A 24,642-nucleotide genomic window follows, 5' to 3' on the forward strand; every position below is an offset into this window, starting at 1 on the left:
AATTTTGTCAACCAATGAACACTTCGGAATTGCAGAAAGTTAAGCAGCGTTACAGCATCGTGGGCAACTCTGACGAGCTGAACCATGCGCTGGATGTGGCCCTTCAGGTCGCACCCACTGACCTGTCGGTCTTGATATTCGGAGAGAGTGGCGTGGGCAAAGAAATCGTTCCGCGCGTTATTCACGACCATTCACCTCGAAGACGAGAGCGGTATTTTGCAATCAACTGTGGTTCTATCCCTGAAGGAACCATCGACAGTGAATTGTTCGGACACGAGAAAGGGTCGTTCACCGGTGCCATCGGTGAGAGCGAAGGCTATTTTGGCATAGCCAACAAAGGCACCATCTTCATGGACGAGGTGGGCGAACTGCCACTGGCTACGCAAGCTCGCCTGCTGCGTGTGCTGGAAACCGGCGAATATATCCGCGTGGGCGGACAAGAGGTTCGCAAGACCGATGTGCGTATCGTGGCAGCCACCAACGTGAACATGCCTAAAGCTATCAGTGAGGGACGGTTTAGAGAAGATTTGTATTATCGTCTCAACACCATCCCCATCAAGATGCCTCCTCTGCGTGACCGCGGGGAAGACGTGATTTTGCTGTTCCGCTTGTTCTCGATGCAGATGGCCGAGAAATACCGCCTGCCAAAGATTAGTCTCACCGAAGATGCCAAACAGCTGATGCTGAATTACAAGTGGCCGGGCAACGTTCGGCAGCTGAAGAACATCACCGAGCAGATGTCGGTGTTGGTGAAAGACAGGGAAATCAACGCACAGCTGTTGCAGCAGTTCATCCCACGCGATCCCGAAAGCACGCAACTGGCACCCATCTCGCCACAAGGATCGCACAGCTACGAAAGCGAGCGCGAGATACTGTATAAAATATTATACGAGCTGAGGGGCAACGTGAGTGATCTGCGAAGGGATTTGAACAGCCTCAGAAAACAACTTAACGAGGCGCAACAGCAAAATGTTGGTGTGGCTTATCAAGGACAGGTGCATGCGTTGGATAATAAACTGGCAGGATATCCCAATATGCCGCAGCACCCCCAGGTAACCGCACCGCAGGCAAACGTACGGTCATCGGCCGATCCAGAGGATGCCATCGTGGAGGAAGTGACCGAACCAGAGAGCCTGAACTTGAACGATCTAGGGCGGAAAATGGTGGAGAAGGCTCTCGAACGTAATGGTGGAAACCGCAAGAAAGCCGCACAGGAACTCGGTATATCTGACCGTACGCTGTATAGAAGAATTAAACAATATGGACTGGATAAGAGTTGACGGTATGGCAGCAGGAAAATATTACCACGCATGTGGCAACCTTATCATCAGTCTTGTTGTGGGCTTTATGCTCATGGCTTGCTCTGTTAGCTATAAGTTTAATGGTGCCAGCATCGACTATACCAAGACCAAGACGATCCAAATCGTCGACTTTCCCATACGAAGTAGTTATGTGTGGGGACCGATGGGGCCGATGTTCAACAACGAACTGAAAGACGTTTTCGCCAACCACACCCGTCTACAGCAGGTGAGGCGTAATGGAGATCTGAAAATAGAAGGCGAGATTGTGTCGTACACGCAGCGTAACAAGTCGGTCTCCAGCGAAGGGCATTCGGCACAAACCGAGCTGACTCTTACGGTGAACGTGCGCTTCACCAATAACGTCAACCATACGGAAGACTTTGAAAGACAGTTCTCATCCGCGAAGTCGTACGAGACAACGCAGAACCTGAGCTCAGTGCAGGAAGAATTGGTATCGCAAATGGTGAAAGATCTTGCAGACCAAATTTTCAATGCGACCGTAGCCAACTGGTAACTTCAAGCAATCAACAACCTACAGATGGATCTGACCCGACTGATACAACATCCAGAAACGATGGACAAGGAGACGCTCTATGACCTGAGAAGCCTGCTTGCCCTTCACCCGTATTATCAGACGGCAAGGTTGCTGATGTTGCAAAACCTGTATCTTCTGCACGACCCCTCGTTTGATGAAGAACTGCGACGAGCCGCCATCTATCTCACCGATCGGAAGGTTCTCTTCAGTCTCATCGAGGCGGCGCATTATCAACTCAAGCGGGCGGACAAGGATAAACAGAATCCACAAAATCAACCTGTGGATGACGATCGTACCATCTCACTGATTGACAACTTCCTCGAAACCATTCCTGCCGATGAAGAGGAAACCAGCAAGAAACGCAAGCCTACACCAGCAGATGCTGCCGTTGACTATGTGGCTTATCTTATGGAGGTGGAAAACAGTGAGGAACAACAGGAGTCGTCACCCTCACTACACCTCAAAGGTCAGGAACTTATCGACAGCTTCATAGAGAAAAGCGGCGATGGACGCATCCAATTGAGCGACACGCCCGAATATCTTCCAGAACTGCAAGAAGAAAACGAGAACAGTGAACCGGATGAGGGATACTTCACTGAGACACTGGCCAAAATATACATCAAACAGGGAAGATATCAGCAGGCATTGGAAATAATTCAGCGATTAAATTTGAATTATCCAAAAAAAAATAGTTACTTTGCAGACCAATTACGTTTTTTAGAGAAATTAATATTAAACAATAAAATAAACAAATAAGAAAATGATGTACACATTATTCGTTGGACTCATCGTTCTTGCGTCCTTGTTGATGGTGGGAATCGTATTGATCCAAGAGTCAAAAGGAGGCGGTTTGGCTTCCAACTTCTCATCTTCAAACGCCATCATGGGAGTTAGAAAAACGACCGACGTCATCGAAAAAGCTACTTGGGGTTTGGCCATCGCAATGGTAGTCTTGAGCGTAGCATGCGCTTATGTGGCTCCTCACTCAGCCAGCAGTCAGAGTGTGTTGGAGAAGACCGCCACTGAGACACAGACCACCAACCCGAACACAACGCCTGGATTTGGCGCCAGTCAGCAACAAGCTCCGGCAGCTGGCGGACAAGCAGCACCTGCAACACAGGGAACACAGTCGGCACCCGCAGCTCCAAAAGCTCCGGCAACACCGGCAAAGTAGAAAATAGATAAAAAATAAGGGATTTGTTTGGCTGGATTAAATAAATCCCTTATCTTTGCAATCGCTTCCAAGTGAGGAAGCAAGTTTTTTATACATGGTGGCCGTAGTTCAGTTGGTTAGAGCGTCAGATTGTGGTTCTGAATGTCGTGGGTTCGAGTCCCACCTGCCACCCACCCCACTAATAAGCGGAAAGCCCGATAAGTTAAGGCTTTCCGCTTATTGCTTTTTTGTATACAAAATCTTTCTGTCGTCTTTCTAAGGTTCGCTGAATTCATAAATAAAATGAACTCTTTGAGTCGTCACCACATGAGCGTAGGAGGCTCTTTCCTGTCCATGCGAACGGATGCTATGTGTATTCATGAGCTGTTCACCATATGAACTGCTGTTCTTTTTCTCATACCTTTTTTGTAACAATAAACCTATTGTCTTTTCTTTAAAATTAAAAATGCTTCGTCATATTTTTATTTAACCCCATTTTCGCCACAATAAGTTGACTGACACTTTTTTCTTGATGAATGGATCAACATGACGACATGGCTCAAATGGGAGAGTTCTTATGATGTTATGTAGACGATTTTGATAAAAAACTTACAAATTATTGCTTTTGTTTGTAATATTTCTGTACTTTTGTAGTCGTAACGACGTGCATCCTACAAAATGTCAAATGGACATGACAACTCATGGTCGTATCTGTAGGGGTGTAGCTTATCTGGTTCCGCCTCCGCACATGCTTGATGAGAGATGTTATTGATGCGTGATGGGTACTTGGTGTCGATGCCATTCCAAACTCTATGGGTTTGCACTCCAATCTCTATGAGTTTGAGTGCTAAACTCAATGAGTTTGCACACTAAACTCAATGAGTTTGCGCAGCAAGTTGTATGCATTTCCTGTCCAAACTGAAAATTGAATGTTAACTGATATTTACAAATTATTAAAAAAATGAGACAAAGTATGAAGAAAATTTTACTCATGATTGCACTTTTTACCTGTGCATCCTGGTCGGTCATGGCAGCTGACACCGACAAGCCAGCTGCAGTGTTTACCTATAACGAAGCACATGTGAACAAGCCTGTGAAAGTTGGACTGGCAGCAACTGGCAGCTTTTCGGTAGATTGGGGCGACGGCGTTCTCAAAAAGTATGACAAAACGCAGTTTTGCATCGATTACGTGAAGGGAAAGCAGGTGAAGCTGTATGGCGATTTTGTGCAAATTGTTGCCGTCGCTCAAGAGATTGAAGAGATGGATTTGAGTGGTTGTCCCAACATTCAGCGTCTTCATATCTATGAAAACAACATCAAACATTTGAACGTGTCGCACATGACGAAGATGATCGGACTGTATGCTGCAAAAAATGAAATTGAAAACGAGATGGATTTCTCCGGCTGCAACGGCTTGAAAGTCATCGACCTCAGTGAAAACAAGATTCCGGGCAAGATGGATTGCAGCGGCATGAAAAGTCTTTCGAAGGTCGACGTGTCTGTCAACCAGCTCACTCAACTGTTGCTGCCCAAGGATGAGAATACAGTTCTGGTGGATGTAAACTGCGATAACAACGAGTTGACTGACATTGATGTTACGGGCTTAAAAAAACTCGATGAGCTTTCTTGCTCAAGCAACAAACTTCAAACAATCGACCTTACCGGTCTATCATCCTTGACGAAGTTATATGCCGACCACAATGAAATCAAAACCATCACGTTTCCGCGGGAAAATAAGCTGGATTTGCTCAACCTGAGTTTCAATCAGCTGGAGAGCATCAACCTGGTGCCCTTGTTTCAACTCACTGGCTTGTACCTGTACAACAACAAATTGACGGAACTGGACTTGACACCCAATCGCAACCTGCGGTGGATCAATGTGGAACACAACAACCTGTCTAAATTCAGCACCAAGTCGCAGCCGCAGTTGGCGTTGTTGCGCGTTTCTTACAACAACCTCTCTGAACTGGACATCACAACCAACAAGATGGTCAACACGCTTTATGCTGAGCACAACCGGCTTACCAACATTGATGTAAGCAACAACCCATCACTGTTTGATTTCAATATCGGCAACAACCAGTTGACTACCCTCGACATCTCTAAGAACCCGAGCATGTATTACCTCCGTTGCGACAGTAATGAGATTGCCAGCCTGGATTTGTCGGCCAACCAAGACCTCCATCTGGTGGCAGCCGAACATAACAAACTCACTACGTTAGACCTTCAGGGCAAAAAAAGTCTGCGAGGACTCTTTCTTCAGGACAACGCCATGGCTGACGCTGAACTGAATAAAATCATCGCAGCTTTGCCTGACATCAAAGGTAAGAAGCCCATCCAAGGCGTGACGTGGAGCGATCAGCTGGTGTACTCTTGTCAGAACAGTGCCGATGTACACAAGAGCGAGGCCGAGCAGAAAGGTTGGAAGGTAACCGAGAAAATCACATCGGGCATTAACCGCTTGCTCCCAGAAGGTTCAAGCGAAGTCGTGCGCTGCCTGTATTATAATCTCAGCGGCCAACGGCTCAACGCCGAACCTATCCATGGCTTGTACCTTATAAAAGAGGTGAGAAGCAACGGCACAAGTACCGTGCGCAAGATGACGAAGTAAGCACGTCGCTCACACCAGCAAACGGTGCTAAAAACAATGAATAACGCCTTCCGGTTGAGATAATCGGAGGGCGTTTTGCATTTACACTGGCGCCATGTCAATCGCGTTTCAATCATCCCAGAAGACCCATGTGTAGACGATTGTAGCATGATAACTATCAACAAATCAGTGTCTTACATTTTTAAAATTAGACTTAAAAAGATTGAATAATTTGTCTGTTCGCCTTTTTTTGCATACCTTTGCACCCGATAAAAATAGAGATGGTATTTTATAGTGATTATAAGCAGGCCATCTACTAAGTATCTAACGGAGCCGGATGAGCAGAAAAAAAAGTTCTCACATAGCTGCCATCCCGGGCATGTTTGACAAGAGCGTTGTCAAGTCCAGGCTCCATAAACAAGTAAATATGGAGAGAATAAAAAAGATTGTTTTTGTAACATGGATAATCTTGCTCTTTCTTCCCGGTTTTGCCTTGGCAGGACAGATGAAAGGCACCAGTGCAACAAGCAATTTCGATTGGACTCCAGTGATGGAGGCAATCATTCATGTAGAGAGTCGTGGAAATGTCAAAGCGAGGAGCGGAAATTCGGTAGGTGTCATGCAGATTACGCCGATACTCGTAGCAGAATGCAATCAAATCTTGAAAAGACGTAACAGCAAGAAACGCTACAAGCTGTCAGACCGCCTAAGTGTGGCAAAGTCTAAAGAGATGTTTCTATTGATTCAATCGGTGTATAACCCGAATAACAACGTTGAGAAAGCAATCCGTTCATGGAACGGTGGACCTAACTACAGTAACCGTAGTACGCATCATTACTTCAGGAAAGTGATGAAGGTGCTGAGAGGATAATTAGAGGGTTTGGCTTTTTTACCGATTTAAGACTTATAGAGATCCAACTGTTAGAAATCTGAAACAGGATGCTAACAGTTGGATTTTTTTTTGTTTGTATAACATGGATGTCGATGATATGGAGCCGAAGCCATGTCTTCATATATCATTTTTCATTGGAAACATTGTGAATTTCCGTTGCTTAATTCCCTCCCCCTGTAACGTTCATTCTCTTTATTTTTTACTATCTTTGCAGAAGATAGGCTTCGCCTCAACATAGAAAGTAAACTTTCTCTGTCTTCGGCTTGCTCAATCTTTGCAGAAGAAATGCTTCGTTTACTTAAACATGGGAAACGATGTTTCTTTCCCAAAAAATGATTAAAAACCAACATGAAAATAGTAATGATGGCCCTGATTGGGCACTGGCTTGTAGGCACAATAGCGGGTATGGTACAACAAAGACCACCAATCTCACTGCTGCAATAGATAGAAATGATGACAAGATTATCAAATATTAAATAACAATCACTTTTATGAAACAAAGAATGAAGTTATTGGCAGGTGCCAGCTTGATGTTGGGCCTGTCTGCAAATGGTGCAATGGCCTACACAATGACTGCTGAAAGCACAGCCATCGTGGCTGCTGCCGACAACACCAAGTTAGTAACCCAGCGTCCCCCTATGGCAGAACGTTTGTTCGTTTCCAACGCTGTTGAAAAGAAAATTAAGGAAGTACGCAAGCTGTTGAAGGGCAATCCCTACCTGGCTTGGATGTTCGAGAATTGTTTTCCCAACACCTTAGATACCACAGTCCACTTTGACGGCAAAGATGATACCTTCGTCTACACAGGCGATATTCACGCCATGTGGTTGCGTGATTCAGCTGCGCAGGTGTGGCCATATGTTCAATTGGCCAACAAAGATCCTAAGCTGAAAGCCATGTTGCGCGGTACCATTCTACGTCAATTGAAATGTATCAACATCGATCCCTACGCCAATGCTTTCAACATGGGACCGACGGGGGGCGAGTGGCAGAGCGACTTGACAGACATGAAACCCGAACTGCATGAGCGCAAATACGAGATTGATTCGCTATGTTATCCGCTCCGCTTGGCTTACCACTATTGGCAAGTAACTGGTGACGACTCTGTTTTTGGCCCCGAATGGATAGAGGCCATGAAGAATATCTTGAAGACGTTCCACGAACAGCAACGCAAGAATGGGGTAGGACCGTACAAATTCCAACGCAAGACCGAGCGACAATTGGACACCGTGTCAAACGACGGATTGGGAAACCCTGTGAAGCCAGTTGGACTTATTGCCTCATTCTTCCGCCCGTCAGACGACGCTACCACCTTTTTGTTCCTTGTTCCGTCCAATTTCATGGCGGTTTCTTCACTTCGCAAGGCTGCTGAGATTCTGACAAAGGTAAACAAGAACACTGTTTTGGCCAGCCAATGTACCGCTTTGGCCGATGAGGTGGCAGCTGCTTTACAGAAATATGCAGTACACAACCACCCCAAATATGGTAAGATTTATGCTTTTGAGGTTGATGGCTTCGGCAACCAGTTGCTCATGGACGATGCCAATGTGCCCAGTTTGTTGGGCATGGCTTACCTGGGTGATGTAGACGTGAACGACCCTATTTACCAGAACACGCGTCGCTTTGTGTGGAGCGAGGACAATCCTTATTTCTTCAAGGGCGCAGCGGGAGAAGGTGTTGGTGGACCGCATACTGGATATGACATGATTTGGCCAATGACCATTATGATGAAAGCCTTTACCAGCAACAACGACGCTGAAATCAAAGAATGTATCGAACAGCTCATGCGTACCGATGCCGGATTGGGCTTCATGCACGAGTCTTTCCATAAAAACGATGCCACAAAATTCACTCGTTCGTGGTTTGCTTGGCAGAACACGCTCTTCGGTGAACTGATTATCAAGCTTCTTGACGACGGCAAACTAAACGTATTGTTGAGTGCGAAACGATAATCAGAACAACTTTTTATATCTCACTTTCGTGCCGGGTTCCATTAAGGTGGCCCGGCATTCGTTTTTCATACCGTTCCCCATTGTTTGGAACGTTTGTTTGTTCAGACGGTTGTGCGCTTAACGAATGCCGCAACAAGAAGAATAAATCTTTTCTTTCTTGATTATCACGGATATTGCTTACTTTTGCCAAACGATGAAAAAAGAAAAAAACATCGAACATCTTTCCGCCGACTCATGCGGTACAAGTGGGATTATGTTAGATATAACATGGTTCACTTTGTTGTTCAGGCCCAGACCTGGAATGTAAAAATAGGTATTAAAAATTAATTCACCAGACCTGATTAAAGAAGATGTTGCTGTCTGTCATCATCCCCGTTTACAATGTAGAACACACCCTTGAAAGGTGTGTGCAGAGTGTGTTGACTCAGAATGTTCCTGATATGGAAGTCATCTTGGTGGATGATGGGTCGACAGATGGCTCGGCTGCTCTCTGTGATACTTATCGCAACACAAAGAATATCACTGTTATCCATCAAGACAATGCGGGCCTCTCTGCGGCACGAAACACGGGGTTAACGGTGGCACAAGGCAGGTATGTCACTTTTGTTGACTCGGATGATTACTTGGATGCCGACCTTTATCCCTCGCTGATGAAGGTATTACAGGCGGATGCCGATATCGACTTGTTGGAATATTCGTTTGTCAGAGACGATGGAAAGAGCGTGGAAACGCATACGCTCCACGACAAGTGTTATCACGACGTGTGGCGCTATTGGTTCGAAGCCAAGGCATATCTGCATGGTTTCGCCTGTAATAAAATATTCAAACGAGCTCTGTTTGACACCATCCAGTTTCCAGTTGGTCGTAAATTTGAGGACGTTTTTGTGCTGCCACAGCTGTTAGGTAAGGTTCACTGTGTTCGTACCACTCCTATCGGGTTTTACCAATATACCTATAATAAGAACGGTATAACGGCTCGGGCGCAGGGCAACGAATGGAAAGACCTGTTGCAAGCGCATCTCAACGTATTGGAAAACACGGCTCTTCAAGCCTGCGAAGGCTTTGGCGCTTACTATGCCCATGTGTTGAATGTTCAGTTGCATACCTACGAATTGACGGGCAATGTGAACGACATCCAGCTTCCCACACTTCCCTTTTACGGCACCCTGAAATTAAAACTGCTTCGTCTTTTTGGCATGAGACGCCTGTGCATGTTACATCGCTGCCTGCACCAGTTACTGTAAAGCAGCAACTCAGCCTGTAGATTGACTGAAAAACAAGATGTACGTTGATGATGAATTTTCTTGACATCAAGGCTTTTGATAGCTGACGAATTTGCCAACTACGATGCATTTTTTCGGCAAATTTCTACGTTGATAGTTTTCAAGAGCCGTTTTAAGGGTAAAAAAACAGATAAAATATTTTATAATTCTGTAGAACGTGATGAATTAGATTCCGCTCTTCACAAATAGACTAATTAAATCACTTCATGCAGGGCAGGTTTCATAAAATCTTGCCAGATGCAGAATAGACACATCGAGCGCAACAGTAAGTTCGTTGCAATCGATGACGGATAGACAATGAATGGTATTGGTTGGGCACATCCAACGTAAAAGTGAATAAATGATAACGCATTTGCCTGTTCCTGTTTTTTGTTGTAAATTTGCCATACTAATAACACTAACTAAATAAATAATATGAACATCATTAAAACGTGTCTGTCTGCACTCGCACTGGTTACTGCCATGAATGCAAGTGCACTTGACAAACTAGACCCCGTAGATTATGTGAACCCTTTGGTGGGTACCCTGTCCAAGGTTTCCCTCTCAACAGGTAATACCTATCCGGCCATCGCCCTGCCATGGGGCATGAATTTCTGGATGCCTCAAACAGGTAAGATGGGAGATGGATGGGCTTATGTTTATACAGCCGACAAACTTCGCGGATTTAAGCAAACGCATCAACCCAGTCCATGGATCAACGATTACGGACAGTTTGCCATCATGCCCATCACCGGCAAGCCGGTATTCAATGAAGACGAACGCGCCAGTTGGTTCTCACACAAGGCCGAAGTGGCCAAACCCTATTACTATCGCGTCTATCTGGCTGACCACGACGTGGTGACGGAATTGACTCCGACAGAGCGGGCCGTCATGTTCAGGTTCACATTCCCTGACACCGACCAGTCGTATGTGGTAGTAGATGCCCTCGACCGCGGGTCTTCTGTGAAGATTATTCCTTCAGAAAACAAGATTATTGGATACACTACTCGCAACAGTGGGGGCGTACCCGACAATTTCAAGAATTATTTTGTCATCAAGTTTGACAAGCCTTTCACATACAAAGCTGCTGTGGCCGATGGTCAAATCAAGCAAGGAACCACGGAAGCAACGGTCAATCACGCTGGTGCCATCATCGGCTTCAAGACCAAACGAGGCGAACAAGTGCATGCCCGTATCGCCTCTTCTTTCATCAGTCCAGAGCAAGCAGAACTCAACTTGCAGGAGCTGGGCAACTCGTCGTTCGAACAAATCAAGGCACAGGGCCGACAGACTTGGAACAAAACGTTGAGCCGAATTGAGGTGGAAGATAAAAATGTAGACCATTTGCGTACCTTCTACTCATGTCTTTACCGCTCTGTATTGTTCCCACGCAGTTTCTACGAGAAAGATGCCAATGGAAAAATCGTCCATTACAGTCCGTACAACGGCAAGGTGTTGCCAGGTTACATGTTTACCGACACAGGCTTCTGGGACACGTTCCGCTGTTTGTTCCCCATGCTCAACCTCATCTATCCGTCCATGAACGTCAAGATGCAAGAGGGTTTGGCCAATGCTTATCTCGAGAGTGGGTTCCTGCCAGAGTGGGCAAGTCCTGGCCATCGCGGCTGCATGGTGGGCAACAACTCGGCATCTGTCGTGGCAGACGCTTACCTGAAAGGTCTGCGTGGTTACGATGCTGAAACGTTGTGGAAAGCCGTGACGCATGGTGCCAACGCGGTTCACCCAAAGGTTAGCTCAACGGGTCGCTTGGGATGGGAGTATTACAACAAATTGGGTTATGTGCCTTACGACGTGAAGATTAATGAGAACGTGGCTCGTACCTTGGAGTATGCCTACGATGACTGGTGCATCTATCAGTTTGGTAAGTCGCTGGGTAAGTCTGAAAAAGAACTGGCTCAGTACAAGAAGAACGCCATGAACTATAAGAACGTATTCGATAAGGAAACCAACTTGATGCGCGGTCGCAATCAGGATGGTAAGTTCCAGACACCGTTCAGTCCCTTAAAGTGGGGTGATGCGTTTACAGAAGGCAATTCCTGGCATTACTCTTGGTCCGTATTCCACGACCCACAGGGCTTGATCAACCTCATGGGAGACAAGGAAACCTTCGTCCAAATGCTCGATTCAGTCTTTAATGTTCCGCCCTTGTTCGATGACAGTTACTACGGAGGCGTTATCCATGAGATTCGCGAAATGCAAATTATGAACATGGGTAACTATGCCCATGGCAACCAGCCCATCCAGCATATGATTTACATGTACAACTATGCTGGGCAGCCTTGGAAGGCTCAATACTGGATTCGCGAGGTGATGGACAAGCTCTACACGGCTCATGCCGATGGCTATTGCGGTGATGAGGACAACGGACAAACCTCTGCTTGGTATGTCTTCTCGGCCATGGGTTTCTATCCCGTTTGTCCAGGTGCCAACCAGTATGTCATTGGTACACCTTACTTTGACAAGATGACCCTGCATTTGGAGAACGGCAAGACCATGACCATCACGGCGCAAAACTGTAGTCAAGAGAACAAATACATCCAGTCGTTGAGCGTCAACGGCACGCCTTCCACCAAGAACTTCTTCACGCACGACCAGTTGATGCGGGGCGGCAACATCCAGTATGTCATGGGTAGTACCCCCAATAAGCAGCGTGGCATCAGCGACAGTGACGCTCCTTATTCGTTCACGAAAGAACTGACCGCAACGAAAAGCGTGAAAAGTAAGAAAAGCAGACGTCGCAGATAAGCGAGTGTGAACATTCATCGTCTGAATGGCGTTGATTGAGAAGATAAATTTAAAGGCTGGCTCTAACCGCATAATGGGTTAAGGCCAGCCTTTAAATTTATAAGCAGCGCAATTCCTGGATGCGCCAACTTGTAAATGAGGTCGGATGGTTGAGAAGGTTGTTTGCATTTCCTTGCCACACGCTCTTTGTGCTATTTGATGTGTGTTGATGTATGATTTACCACGTTCCGTACAAATTACGTCACAACGTAATTGTAAAATATTTCGTCTGTTTTTTGCCCTTAAAACGGCACATGAAAACTTTCAATCTGGAAAAAATCAATAGGCAGACGCGGAGCAAACAGGAGTTTGGTTTGCCAAGAAAAAAAGGATTTTTCCGCAAAAGCATGGAGATAACATCCTTAGAAGCATCCTATTGGTGGGCAATCTACATGCTGTTGCACCCCAAAAGCATGCATATTGATCCCCTAACTCAATGCTTTTGACCTAAAAAGAAGTTGAAAATAGATCAAAAACGACGTGGGGAAAGTGTAATGTGTTGTCTGTTAGTCGTATACAAAAGTATCAAATGCTTGGCGTATTTGCCGCAAGATGCATCGTTGTTCGCAAATACGCCAGCTATGAAGAGATTCGATGTCAAGAAAATTCATCATCATTGACGGTTGTTAGTTGCTCATCTCCAACAACGTTTCATGATGATGAATCCTATGTACGCTGTGTCTTTTCAAACAGGCTTTGATGAAAGTTTACCTACATTCGGGATGGCATACCATGGTGACATGACGTACGAAAGTAAACGGTGGCTTGTGTTTATTTAACCAACACTTTTTGTCCATTGACAATCACAACACCACTTGGTACGTTAAATCGTACGATCCCAGCATTCATTGGCTGAGTGATTATCCTTTTTCCGGTAAGATCACAAACATTGATTATGGCTTTTTCAGCACTCACAACTACCAGTTGACCCTTGGCATCACTATAAGCATTAGTCTTCAAGCCTGCTGTAAGATTATGAATAGCGGTGGGAATTATTTCCTTAATGTATTTAAAATGATTCCAGCCGAAGGTTAGTTTATAGGCGTCTACAGTTCCTTGAGGAACATATAAAACCCTTTCACCATAGTCATTGTCGTCAAATAAGGTGTATACTTCTTCTCCGTCAAGGTATCCTTTTTTGATTTCAGGAGGTGTTTGACTTAAAGAATAAACGGTAGTAAGTTGGGGATTCCCTTCAAATGCATATCCCCCGATAAGAGTTACATTCTCTGGTATGGTTACTTTGGTAAATTTCAAATTTTTGTCAAAGCAATAATTGCCGATGGTTTTCAGGCTTTTAGGGAATTCCACTTCTTGCAATTCATAGCAGTTTCGGAAGCACCAGTGACCGATTTTCTTCACTGAATTGCCTAAGACCACCTTTTTCAAATTGGTGGAAGAGTCAAAGGCGTAATCACTGATGTTCACGATGCTGTTAGGCAATGTTACTGATACCAAATGGTCCAGCTCGGAGAAAGCGCTGGATCCGATTTCCTTCACAGGTAAACCTTTGACAGTTTCTGGAATCACAATGTCACCTGCGTAGGGTGCTTTAATAACAATTAAATACGTGCCTTTTTGGGAATATTTGTACTTGATGCCGTCAACAATCACTGTTTTAGCGAGCCCGGCCATAGTTCCTAAGATGAGGAAGCACGAAATTAAAAATAATTTTGAATGGGAAAGTAATTGTTTGCTCATAAGAATAGGTTTTAAATATGAATAAAAAGTGAAATCTTCTATGTGGTTATAATTTCGTATTATAAACGCAAAGATAGTTAAAGTTTATCAAACGCGCAAGCATAAACGGAAGATGTTTGTTGTTTTCTCTTGAGCGATAGGAAGATGTAGCGTCAGTGAAGGGCTTGGGAACGGCAAAAAAGACTTAATTTATTTGTCGTTCCCACCGCTTTACATTATCTTTGCAAGAGATAGAGAGCGAAACGAAAACAAAGACAGTCAATGGGCTTCACTGCGTGGTTGGCTGTGCGGTAGGCTATCTGATATATCAAAATTGTTGCATGCTTATCGGATCAACGGTAGGGCATTGCAACTATCTCGGCCCATAAAACGTCTTAATGGAATGAAAAAAATATTTGGAAACCCTTTTTTAATCGCTTTGATGCTTATTGCCTTCTTTGTGAGCAGTTGTGGCAACAGAGCCAAAAAAGATTTGAATCATCTGCTCATGGAGCTGGCGGGAACAGATCACACCATCGACCACGATGACTGGATGACACTCGAAAACTATTTAGATGGGCAGAAAGCAAACTTCCCAGAGTTCTATGATGATGGAAAACTTGACGCAGATGAGGTGCGCGAATACATCGAAGAATTTTTCAGTCATCGCCGTGATGCCAAGAAAATCGACTTCTCTGGCATGGCAGTTGAGCCGCTCAAAGTGAATTTTTACCTTGAGCGTTCGGGCTCGATGATTGCCTACGACTCGCCAGCTGGTGACGGTTCGTTCAAGGCAGCCATTGTTCAGATGCTGAACAACCTGCCAGGAAATAATGCGGATCATAAGATTTATGTGGTTAATAGCTCGATAAACGCTTATCCCAAGGGGTTCGACCAGTTTGTGAAAGACAGCAACATCTTCGAGGCTACCAAAGGAATTGGTGACCCGAGCTTCACTGATTTCGGTGCCATCTTCGACAAAATCCTGAACAATACCAAGGATGATGAGCTGAGTATCTTGGTGACCGACATGATTTATTCTACCAAGGACATGACGGGTGTCAATCCACAGAAGGTGTTTGCTGAAGCGCAAGGCATGACCAACTCGGTTTTCAAGAGTGAGGTGAAGAAGAAGTCGATGCTCATTGTGAAGATGATGGGTTCGTACAATGGTCTCTATTATCCGTACAATTCGCCCAGCAAAGGGGTGGCTTACAATGGCAAGCGACCCTATTACATCGTGATTGTGGGCAACAACGAGAACATTGCCCGACTGACGCAAGACGAGAATTATGAGGCATTTGCCCACCTGTCACAGCTGCGGGGCTATGAGAACATGTATCTCTTCGAGACAGATGACGTGTACGAACCTTATTATTCTTTGCTGTTGAGTCATCCCCTGATACGCGGACGGTTCCAACCTGAACGCGGACAGGGTACGCAGGTGACGAAGTTGGAAGGCCTCAAGCAGGACCGCAACAGTGGAGATATCAGGCTGGTGTTGGCGGTAGACTTGAGCAAGATGCTCATTGCGGACGAATATCTCATGGATGTGAACAACTATGTGGTTGACGCTGACGACGCGGTTACTATCAAAGAGATTCGTCCTATCACCAAGTCGGACGTCACGCCTGCTGAAAGAAAATATATTCAATCGGCCACCCATCTGTTCGTGTTGTCTGCGAATGAGCTGAAACATGATCAGGAGGTTGAAATCAAGTTGCTCAACAGGCTGCCTCAATGGATTGAGGCTTCGTCGAATGACAACGACACCAAGGTGGACGGCAGCACTACCTTCGGGTTGAAATATCTGCTGCAAGGCATCTACAACAGCTACCGGAAGAATTCGGATGGGGAGCCTTATTATTTTGAAATGGAATTGAAGTTTAGCAAATAGCATGCATCGCACGAGTGCTAACCGGCTTGGTTGCAGCCTTTGTGCGGCATGACGATAGAACCACGTTATGAAAAAAAATACGATATTGTTGCTGGCAGGTGCCGTGATTACCCTGCTGTTCATCATTTTTGCCACATCTTTGTTTGAGTCACTGTTCTATGAGAGAGAGTTCTCCAATGAGATGTATTCGGCCAACCTTTATTTCATTGTAGCCATTGTGACAGCTCTGATAGCCTGGGCTTTCGCTGGTGTTTACTATTATGTCATCAACTCGGTGAGTTTCTCCCGGTGGTACCATTGGCTCATCGTGCTGATCGCTGCCATGATTGTGGCACCTGTCATCAACTACACCTATCCCAGTGGTGTCTTTTCGGCCGACGGACTCGACTTCAGCGCGCAGCTTTTCAGCTTCTGTTTGGTTGACGTTGCAGTGACGGCCGTGCTGTTTGTCATTGCCAGTTTCTCCATTCGTTGGTGGTCATCCAACTGCCGACACACGCCAATCCCAGAGTAGGGTGGTGAATATCGTTTTATCAAGAATCATCAGAACATTACCATAGTGAGACTATTTTTATTTTTAGTGGGCGGAACAGGTTCGCGTGTCATGCGGCCACTCATCATGCAGTTTGCTGCTGGCATTCATCCTTTGGACGAAGCGGGACAGCCCATGCCGCTCGAAGTGGTGCCTATCATCGTGGATCCCCACAAGGCCAACGAAGACCTGAAGCGCACCAGCAACCTGTTGCGGTGGTATAAGCAGATACGACAAGCACTGTACGGCGACCGCGTGGACGTGACCAAAGGCTTCTTTTCGGTCAAGATATCTACCCTGAGTGACATCTTGCCCAATGGCAGTAACCTGAGTGACACGTTCCTCTTCAACATGGGCTCCATCGCATCGAAGAAGTTCAGCGACTTCATCTCTTATTCCACGTTGGATACAGGCAATCAAGCCTTGTGTTCAATGATGTTTTCTAAGGATCAACTTGATACCAAGATGGACATCGGTTTTGTGGGATCACCCAACATAGGGTCGGTCGCATTGAACCAGTTTAAGGATTCGGAAGAGTTCAAGCAGTTCTCCAATGTGTTTCAAAAGAACGACCGCATCTTTGTTGTCAGCAGTATTTTTGGTGGAACGGGAGCTGCCGGCTATCCCATCATCGTGAAGAACATTCGCAATGCCGGCAACAACATTCAAATCAACAACCGTGGCGATTTGCGCGATGCCAGGATTGGTGCGCTCACCGTGTTGCCTTACTTCAACATCCAACAGGATGAGAACAGTCCGATTTCGCGGGCCGATTTCATTTCTAAAACCAAGTCGGCCTTGTTCTATTATCATGACAATCTTACGGGAATTCGGCAGAATGGGGTGGACCTGCCCATGTCGAAAGTAAACGCTTGTTATTATCTGGGCGACGAAATACCCAGTAATCCTTACTTTAACGACCCGGGTGGCAACGGACAGCGCAACGACGCACATGTTGTGGAATATGTGGGTGCGCTGGCAGTTCTTGATTTTCTTCAGATTCCAGATGACCAGTTGCTCACGGATAACGGAAACGCCGTCAACCCCATCTATAAAGAATATGGGTTGGCCAACGACAAGATGACGCTGTCACTGAAAGACTTTGGTACGTCAACGCGTTTGCATGTCAACAAGCAACTGACGAAGTTTCACTTGGCATATCTGTACATCACCAATCAATTGAAGAGCGACGTGGGACGTGGTTACACCGAGGACAAACCAGAAATAACCAGCGGTTTCCTCTCCACAAGTTTCTTCCACACGCTGACAAGCGATTTCTATGTGGCTTATCTTACCTGGTTGAAGGAACTGAAACTCAATCAGCGCAGCTTCGAACCCTTCCATCTGACAACCGACAAGCTGTCTGATGCGTTGAACGGCATTGCGCCCAAGAGCGGCTTGTTTAAGTCAACCATCGACTACAAGTCATTACTTTCTTCCCTCAACAAAATGAGTCAGCAGGCTGTCAAGACACAGAAATATGGCACAGACCGTGTGGCTTACAAGCTGATGAACCTGCTGGATGAGACGCTGGACAAGCTGGTTGAAGAGAAATACAATTCGGTGGTTTAGCATCGTTGAACGTAAATACAAAGTCAATTCATGTCAAAGATATTATCCTATAATAAGAAAACATCCGGCGAAGATTGGATTCCGCTGAGCAGTCAATATAACGCTGACGAGATAGAGATGATCGCTGACCCCAATGCGGGATTGTCACAACAGCCTCGTACGGCCATTCCTTCTCCGTTCGCACAGATGGATTTGGTGAAGAACGCTTTCAAACGACTGTCCATGAATGCTCGTCTGCAAGGCGAAGCGATGGACGAAAAGTTGGTTTCCAATGCGTTGGATATCGCCCAGTTGTTCTTCAATTACTCTGAATTGCGCAATCAATTGCAGATTGTGGAATGGAACCGAGCCACCGAGTTGGAGAAGTTGAAAGACTCACCACAGCATCGTTTGTTGGGCGAAACCATCGAGATGTTCTTGCATCAAGACCAAGAAGCCTTCAACTTCGACCAGTTGGATCGCTTGTATTTCTTGGTTTATGGCAACCAGGTCATTGGTTCAACCTCGCCAATCACGCTCTTCATGGCATCACCCAATGCGCAAGAAGGGCTCTGCGACATCCCCGTAGAGCAGAATGTGCAGCTCTTTAGCCTGTGGCGTCCGCTGTATATGCGTAGCGAACGCTTCGTCAAGTACATCTATGCCTTGTTCACAGCCTACCCAGAGTTGAAGCGTCGTTGCGGTGAGGTGAACAGTTACCTCATCGCCAATCTGCCTTTGTTGCCCGCTACGCTGCAGAATGACATCCTGAAAGAGATAGGCAACCCTGCCGCTATGGACCTGAATAACGCCGACCGGGCACGCGCTTTCCTCGAAACAAACTTCATGCAGATGGAAGAAGGCGTGCAAGCGTTGGGCGTTCCGTTCTACGGTGCCCGCCCAGAAGACGTTCAGGCGGCCATTGCAGCCAGTGACTTCAGAATGAAACCCTCACGACCTGTGGATGGTATCGTGCCGTTGGTGCTGCAGAATCATCTCAATGCAACACAGACAGACACCTTCACTTATATCACCGGAACATGGGATGACAACACCGTAATCAGACCGGAAGATTATTCCGTAGAGCCGGAAAAGCGCATCTTACCAGCCACCACGCATCAGTATCCGTGGCTGACTGACAATGATTTTTTCCAACCTGCGTTGATTAAACTCGATTACACCCTCGACCGTGATTGCTTCTTTGACGGCAATCTCACCAGTGCAACGCGCGATGCCGATGACCACAACTTCATCTTGCCCTTGAAACCTCTTTACTTCAAGTATTTCAATGTTAGCGACTTGTGGGGCACCATCAATGGTCGACCACGCTTCGAAATGACGCATGGCATGAGGGGAAATGTCGAAACATTGACCGCCACGCTGCGCATTCCAGTGCAGAAAGAGCGCCATTACATCACGCTGCAGCGCACCTATGTGTCGAGTCGCAACGTCGATTTGGCTTATGATAGGACAAACGACCATGGCTATTTCGTCACCGTACCTTTCGCATTGAGCATTTTCCCGTTCATGCGGACGCCGGGATTGAGACAATATAACGTGCAGTTGGTTGACCGTGCGCTGGGCATGTTGGAGAACTTTCGCATCGATTTGTCATTCTATCACGATGGCTATCGCAATGGGATGAGCCCTGATGACGTGGTCGTACGCGACCGTTCCCTAAAGGCCGAGAAGCGAGTTGGTTCCAAATATTATCGCTTGCAGGACGATTTCGATTACCTCAACGTCACCCTTACCGACGATCATGGCAACCTGGCGGCCGAAGGAGTGCTGTGTCCTCGATGGCCGGCGCACGTCCAAGGCAACGAGGCCTTTACGTTCTCAGTCGACTTTGGTACGACCAACACACATGTAGAGTCGATGAAAAACGGCGATATGCCCGAGCCTTTGGGTGCCAGTGCCTCTGCGCGTGAACGGCTGTTGGCCACTTCGTATAACGGAGAGAGCATCTTGTATGACGTGATTATGAAGCAGGAGTTCCTGCCAAAGGTCATCGGTGAGAACTATGGATTCCCACAACGCACCGTCTTGTCCGAGTGTGAACGCCTTGATGCCATCAATGTCGACCGAATCGTGGCGTTGGGCGATGCCAACATTCCCTTTATCTATGAGAAGGAGTCTATCGGCTATGGCAACCGAATTGTGCCCAACCTGAAATGGTCTACAGAGGTGGCTAACAGCAAACGGGTGCGCGCTTACCTGATGGAGTTGGCCTTGTTGATGCGCACCAAGGTGTTCTTGGAAAACGGCGACATGGCCAAGACGCGCCTGGTTTGGTTCTATCCGCTGTCCATGAAGGTGGGCAACGTGCGCAAATTGGGCGAGATGTGGGCCAAGACTTTCAGTGAAGTCTTTGGCATCCCTGTGACAGAAGACAATCTGATACAGATGCCCGAGAGCGTGGCTCCATATTATTTCTACAAAAGTTCAAGTCAGTTCAAGGGTGCAGCCAGTACCGTTGCCAGCATTGACATCGGTGGTGGATCCAGCGATGTGGTGGTTTATGCGAGCAATGCACAGCAACCCACCATCCTCACGTCGTTCAGGTTTGCTGCCAACGTACTCTTTGGTGACGGCTTCTCGGATGTTCCTCACGGTGATACCAACCCCATGCTCGTGAAATATGTTGATTATTTCAAACGCTTGTTTGATGCTGATGACGACAAGTATGGCGAGTTGAACGGCATCTTGGACGACATCACGGCCAAGCGTAAGTCTGAAGATATCAACGCTTTCTTGTTCTCGGTGATTAATAATAAGGTGGTTGGCGACAACGATGTCTTCTCCTACAACATGCGACTCAACGAAGACGGACAGCGAAAAATCATCTTCATTTACTTCTTCGTGACGCTCATTTACTATGTGGCCAAGATGATGATGCACCGCAATCTCGACATGCCTCGCAGCATCATGTTCTCTGGTACGGGTTCGAAGGTGCTGGACATCGTTGGCACGCAGCGCGACCTTGACCTCATCGCACAGACGGTTATCGAGCGAGTGTACGGCCAACGGTACGATGAGGATGGCTTCAGCATCGTCATGGAGAAGAAAGAACCGAAACAAATTACCTGCCGAGGAGCCTTGATGCAAGTGGCTGACAGTACCGGTTGCGAACATGTTCACCAATTGAACCGACTGATGGACAGCTTTGACAGCTCCGTGAAGTACAACTATACCATGCTTAGTCAGGAAACGCTGCGCTACGAAGATATGGAAAAGGAGGAAGTTTGTGCAGCCATCGTTGAGCAGGTGCGCCAATTCAATGACTTCTTCTGCCAGCTCTGCGATGACATTCATGTGGTAGACAGGTTGTTGGTTGACAACCATAGTCTGCAATTGTTTAAGCAATTGGTTAACAAAGACTTGATGCATCACTTGGTGAATGGCTGGAACTTCGTTAACAAGAATCAAGACGACAAGAATGGCAGTGACCCCGTTGAGGACACCTTATTCTTCTATCCGATTATTGGCAGTATTCGGGATAATTTGATTGAGAACCTATAAAAACGCGGGAAGGTAAAGACTTATGTTTGAAGGACAGATTGAACGGCAGATACAACAGCAACTCGAACCCTATGAGGAGCGCATCGCAAAGTTGGAGAAGCACCTTGTTGCGTTGCGGGATCAGGTAAAACAGCTGACCGCTGCGCTGCAACAAATGCAGGAGCAACAGGAACACAAGTCCACGACCGAACGTGATACCGCCGATTCGTTGGAACTACAGACAGGCGTTGAGCTTCAGCGCGAACAACCCCACCAGATGGCCACATCCTCGCCATCAGCCAGTCGTGTCTGTTATTTGCCGGCGCCAAGCAGTGACGGCTGTTTCAACAGCGCATCACCTACCGAGCAGATTGGCAAAAGTATCTACCAGCTCACAACCACAGACGGTGTGAACGGCACGTTCATCATGTTGAACAGTCCGGATGCCATTGCCACGGCCATGATCAGCGTTTCGCAGTTTGTCAAGCCGGTGTGCAAGGTCGTTGGCAACGCCAGTGTCTATCCTCGTTCCATCGAAACGGTTGACGAAGGGTCGGCCGTGTTCGAGAATGGAATATGGCGTGTGGTGAACAAGGCGGTGGTGAAATTTGATTAGTGATTGACTCGTTTTTTCAAACTCTTATCTATTGGCGTCCAAACTCATTGCTATTGGATGCCAAACTCATTGCTATTGGATGCCAAACTCATTGCTATTGGATGCCAAACTCATTGCTATTGAAATCCTATTAGATAGCTATTGGTTACTCATTGATGCACAATTAGTTAGAATACTCTTATTGAAAGTAAACCCATTGATATGCAAGTAAAATGTCCCAAGTGTAGATTTCGTTACGACATCACAGCTCCGAATGGTATGTCAGAGATAGCCTGTGTGTGTCCCAGATGTGGACAGCCCTTCACGTATCTCATGGAGGATGCAGCTGACCAACAGACTGAACCTCCGATATCTGATCAGGATGCAGTTGTTGAGGAAGCGACAAGCGATGTTCCCGCTGCGCAGACGGACACGCCAACCGATACTTCTGCGATAGGGGCAACGCGCACTACAACAAAAAGACCTGCCGGTAGTTCTGAAAATCTTAGTTGGCAGCGAATGAATACACCTCGTGACAATGCTGTAAGAAAGAATCATTCGCCCATGACAGGCAACGGCAACGAGCAGAATCAGAAGCGAGGTGGTTTCTTCCGTTCGTGTTTCTTCCTGTTCTTTGTCATTCTTTTGGTACTGGTGTTGACTGTCAGAAGTTGTTGGAAATCAGCTCGCACCGATCGGTTGGACAGCTCTTCTTTGGCCGATGACAATACGGAATATCGCCTTGATCAGGAGCATGACGTGTCATCTTCACATGCTGAGGTTGACCCTTTTGAAGAAATTCATCCCGGAAAAGCCCCCAGTTGGATACAAGGAACATGGACATACGGAACAGATTATGGGGTCATCAAGTTGACCATCAACGATAAAAAAATCACGGAGAGCATTGGCGATGAGACCGTCAGTGGAACGTTTTATTATGAAAACCGACGTTTGGTCTGCGATTTTGGCGATCCCAACAACATCACCATTTACCGACTTGACACCGAACGTCAGCAGATTGATGCTGGCAACGGCATGCTCATGGAGAAAGAACCATAGGCTGTTGCCGTTGCATTGCAGTACAACTTTATCACATCTGTTTCATCTTAGTAGAGGAGAGTGCTGATTTCTTAGATTTGATTTCTTGTCTGACATAGCTGGAATATGTAGCTTCTGGAATGATTGAGTGGGTTTCATGAACACGCCACCAGATGATTATCTAGGTGGGAATCACTTTATGTGTACGTGTAATCCAAATAAAACAACCACTCATAGTTTTGCCTTTTTTTAGTTGTCGATGTTAGTTGGATTCATCCATCCTAACTGTCGATATGTGCAAAACCACGAGTGGTTGTTGGTTTATGTGAGATTTGTGCGGTTTGAATCAGGTGTTTGTTTCAATTTTGTGAACAAGCCATGTCTGATTCACTTCACACTATCTATTTTATTTTCTTTACCTTTTAGAGTGATACGCACACCTCAACTCTGCGCGCATACGTGTTCATTTCAGAATGTTTGTCAATGCCGTACGAGAGTGCAGACACTTGATTGGCGTGAACACCCTTCCTCAGTAAGTAGGTTCTTACGCTGTTCATCCTGCGCATGGCAAGGTCACGATTGAACGCTTTCGGACCATCTTGACTGGAAAAACCTGTCAATTCGGCTTTCAACTTTCGATTGTTCTTCAGCGTTTCTGCCAAGCCATCGAGCGTGTGCTTCGCCTCTTTTGACAATGCATCTGACGATATTTCAAAGAATACCTGTCTGATATTGGTGTCAAACGGTGCAACTTTTGCTGGCTGTGCCGGCTGAACCACTTCATGATTCTGAGCACTTTCCTCTTGCGGAGCACCCATCATCACCGTGTCCTTTTGCGCACGGAAGTTGTTGAGCTGCCGTGCCATGGAATCTACCTGTTGCCTAACGGCTGGATCCTGAACGGTTGTACTCAAAGTCTCAATTTGCTTTTGCAATTGATTGATTTGTTCTTGCAATTGCTCAGTTTGTGTTGAGTTATCCGATTCTGCGTTCTCCGGCCTCAGATTTTGTACCGGTGGATATGGTGGATAGATGGGCTGTGTACCATTCTGTGGCGCATACATTGGAATGTACTCCACTCTTCTGGCTGACGAGTTGTATACAGGAACCGTCTGTCCCGGCTGAGATGGACGGTAGTTGTATCCTCTCCGCTGTCGCCTTACATTTCTTTTCGGCCTGTATTGATTTCTCATTTCGCTGGCAGCCACGCCTCTTAGCACCTCCATCAGTTCGTTTCTGTCGACCACGATGGTGTCATCCGCAGCAGGTGCCGCACCCATAACGGGTGCTGCACTTGTGTAGGAGAAGGGTAGTGCAAGAAAGGCAAGTGTTGCCAGACCGTACTTTTTCATCATATT

17 protein-coding genes and 1 tRNA gene are annotated in these 24,642 nt (G+C 46.5%); 16 read left to right on the plus strand and 2 right to left on the minus strand.

The genetic code is table 11. From position 1 onward, the window contains the following. Nucleotides 1-14 precede the first annotated feature (14 nt). From NQ518_RS13410 to NQ518_RS13455, 10 genes are all read left to right on the plus strand, one after another. Nucleotides 15-1,280, plus strand: a complete 1,266-nt coding sequence (locus NQ518_RS13410; RefSeq protein WP_227208545.1) for a sigma-54 interaction domain-containing protein — start codon at nucleotides 15-17, stop codon at nucleotides 1,278-1,280. 67 nt (nucleotides 1,281-1,347) lie between these two features. Further along, nucleotides 1,348-1,815: an LptE family protein gene (locus tag NQ518_RS13415; protein ID WP_227208546.1), complete on the plus strand. Its 468-nt coding sequence runs from the start codon at nucleotides 1,348-1,350 to the stop codon at nucleotides 1,813-1,815. A gap of 24 nt (nucleotides 1,816-1,839) precedes the next feature. Continuing rightward, nucleotides 1,840-2,592, plus strand: coding sequence for a tetratricopeptide repeat protein (locus tag NQ518_RS13420; RefSeq protein WP_227208544.1), 753 nt, complete (start codon nucleotides 1,840-1,842; stop codon nucleotides 2,590-2,592). 7 nt (nucleotides 2,593-2,599) lie between these two features. Continuing rightward, entirely contained in the window at nucleotides 2,600-3,010 is a 411-nt protein-coding gene (gene secG, locus NQ518_RS13425; RefSeq protein WP_169308976.1) for a preprotein translocase subunit SecG, read from the plus strand. Between the two features lie 96 nt (nucleotides 3,011-3,106). Beyond that, nucleotides 3,107-3,182: transfer RNA gene (locus tag NQ518_RS13430), tRNA-His, on the plus strand. A 780-nt stretch (nucleotides 3,183-3,962) separates the two neighbouring features. Next, a complete protein-coding gene (locus NQ518_RS13435) occupies nucleotides 3,963-5,600 on the plus strand; it encodes a leucine-rich repeat domain-containing protein (RefSeq protein ID WP_227207584.1) in 1,638 nt (545 codons plus the stop codon). Between the two features lie 406 nt (nucleotides 5,601-6,006). After that, the gene (locus NQ518_RS13440; protein WP_227207586.1) at nucleotides 6,007-6,450 is read left to right on the plus strand and encodes a lytic transglycosylase domain-containing protein; all 444 of its coding nucleotides are present in this window, start codon (nucleotides 6,007-6,009) and stop codon (nucleotides 6,448-6,450) included. Nucleotides 6,451-6,962: 512 nt separating this feature from the next. After that, nucleotides 6,963-8,423, plus strand: coding sequence for a glycoside hydrolase family 125 protein (locus tag NQ518_RS13445; RefSeq protein WP_227207588.1), 1,461 nt, complete (start codon nucleotides 6,963-6,965; stop codon nucleotides 8,421-8,423). 350 nt (nucleotides 8,424-8,773) lie between these two features. Further along, a complete protein-coding gene (locus tag NQ518_RS13450) occupies nucleotides 8,774-9,667 on the plus strand; it encodes a glycosyltransferase family 2 protein (protein WP_227961472.1) in 894 nt (297 codons plus the stop codon). Nucleotides 9,668-10,120: 453 nt separating this feature from the next. Further along, entirely contained in the window at nucleotides 10,121-12,451 is a 2,331-nt protein-coding gene (locus NQ518_RS13455; RefSeq protein WP_227961470.1) for a GH92 family glycosyl hydrolase, read from the plus strand. An 810-nt stretch (nucleotides 12,452-13,261) separates the two neighbouring features. Here the strand turns inward: NQ518_RS13455 and NQ518_RS13460 are convergent. Then, the gene (locus NQ518_RS13460; protein ID WP_227961468.1) at nucleotides 13,262-14,191 is read right to left on the minus strand and encodes a leucine-rich repeat domain-containing protein; all 930 of its coding nucleotides are present in this window, start codon (nucleotides 14,189-14,191) and stop codon (nucleotides 13,262-13,264) included. Nucleotides 14,192-14,573: 382 nt separating this feature from the next. On the opposite strand from NQ518_RS13460, the gene NQ518_RS13465 reads away from it, so the two are divergent. The 6 genes from NQ518_RS13465 to NQ518_RS13490 all read left to right on the plus strand — a co-directional run bounded on the left by NQ518_RS13465 (nucleotide 14,574) and on the right by NQ518_RS13490 (nucleotide 23,305). Next, complete coding sequence (locus NQ518_RS13465; RefSeq protein WP_227961466.1) at nucleotides 14,574-16,067, plus strand: hypothetical protein; 1,494 nt, start codon at nucleotides 14,574-14,576, stop codon at nucleotides 16,065-16,067. Nucleotides 16,068-16,134: 67 nt separating this feature from the next. Further along, nucleotides 16,135-16,581, plus strand: a complete 447-nt coding sequence (locus NQ518_RS13470) for a hypothetical protein (protein WP_227961465.1) — start codon at nucleotides 16,135-16,137, stop codon at nucleotides 16,579-16,581. Nucleotides 16,582-16,686: 105 nt separating this feature from the next. Next, nucleotides 16,687-18,171 (plus strand): hypothetical protein, encoded by a 1,485-nt coding sequence (locus NQ518_RS13475; RefSeq protein WP_227962340.1) that lies wholly within the window; start codon nucleotides 16,687-16,689, stop codon nucleotides 18,169-18,171. A 30-nt stretch (nucleotides 18,172-18,201) separates the two neighbouring features. Next, nucleotides 18,202-21,672 carry a hypothetical protein gene (locus NQ518_RS13480; protein ID WP_227961463.1) on the plus strand — a complete coding sequence of 1,157 codons (3,471 nt, stop codon included), beginning with the start codon at nucleotides 18,202-18,204 and terminating at the stop codon, nucleotides 21,670-21,672. Nucleotides 21,673-21,694: 22 nt separating this feature from the next. Beyond that, nucleotides 21,695-22,267 (plus strand): hypothetical protein, encoded by a 573-nt coding sequence (locus NQ518_RS13485; RefSeq protein ID WP_227961461.1) that lies wholly within the window; start codon nucleotides 21,695-21,697, stop codon nucleotides 22,265-22,267. 201 nt (nucleotides 22,268-22,468) lie between these two features. Continuing rightward, the gene (locus NQ518_RS13490) at nucleotides 22,469-23,305 is read left to right on the plus strand and encodes a zinc-ribbon domain-containing protein (RefSeq protein ID WP_227207602.1); all 837 of its coding nucleotides are present in this window, start codon (nucleotides 22,469-22,471) and stop codon (nucleotides 23,303-23,305) included. A gap of 401 nt (nucleotides 23,306-23,706) precedes the next feature. On the opposite strand, the gene NQ518_RS13495 is transcribed toward NQ518_RS13490, so the two are convergent. Further along, nucleotides 23,707-24,639, minus strand: a complete 933-nt coding sequence (locus NQ518_RS13495) for an OmpA family protein (RefSeq protein ID WP_227207604.1) — start codon at nucleotides 24,637-24,639, stop codon at nucleotides 23,707-23,709. Nucleotides 24,640-24,642 lie beyond the last annotated feature (3 nt).

The organism is Hoylesella buccalis ATCC 35310 (assembly GCF_025151385.1).
GTDB classification, from domain to species: Bacteria; Bacteroidota; Bacteroidia; order Bacteroidales; family Bacteroidaceae; genus Prevotella; species Prevotella buccalis.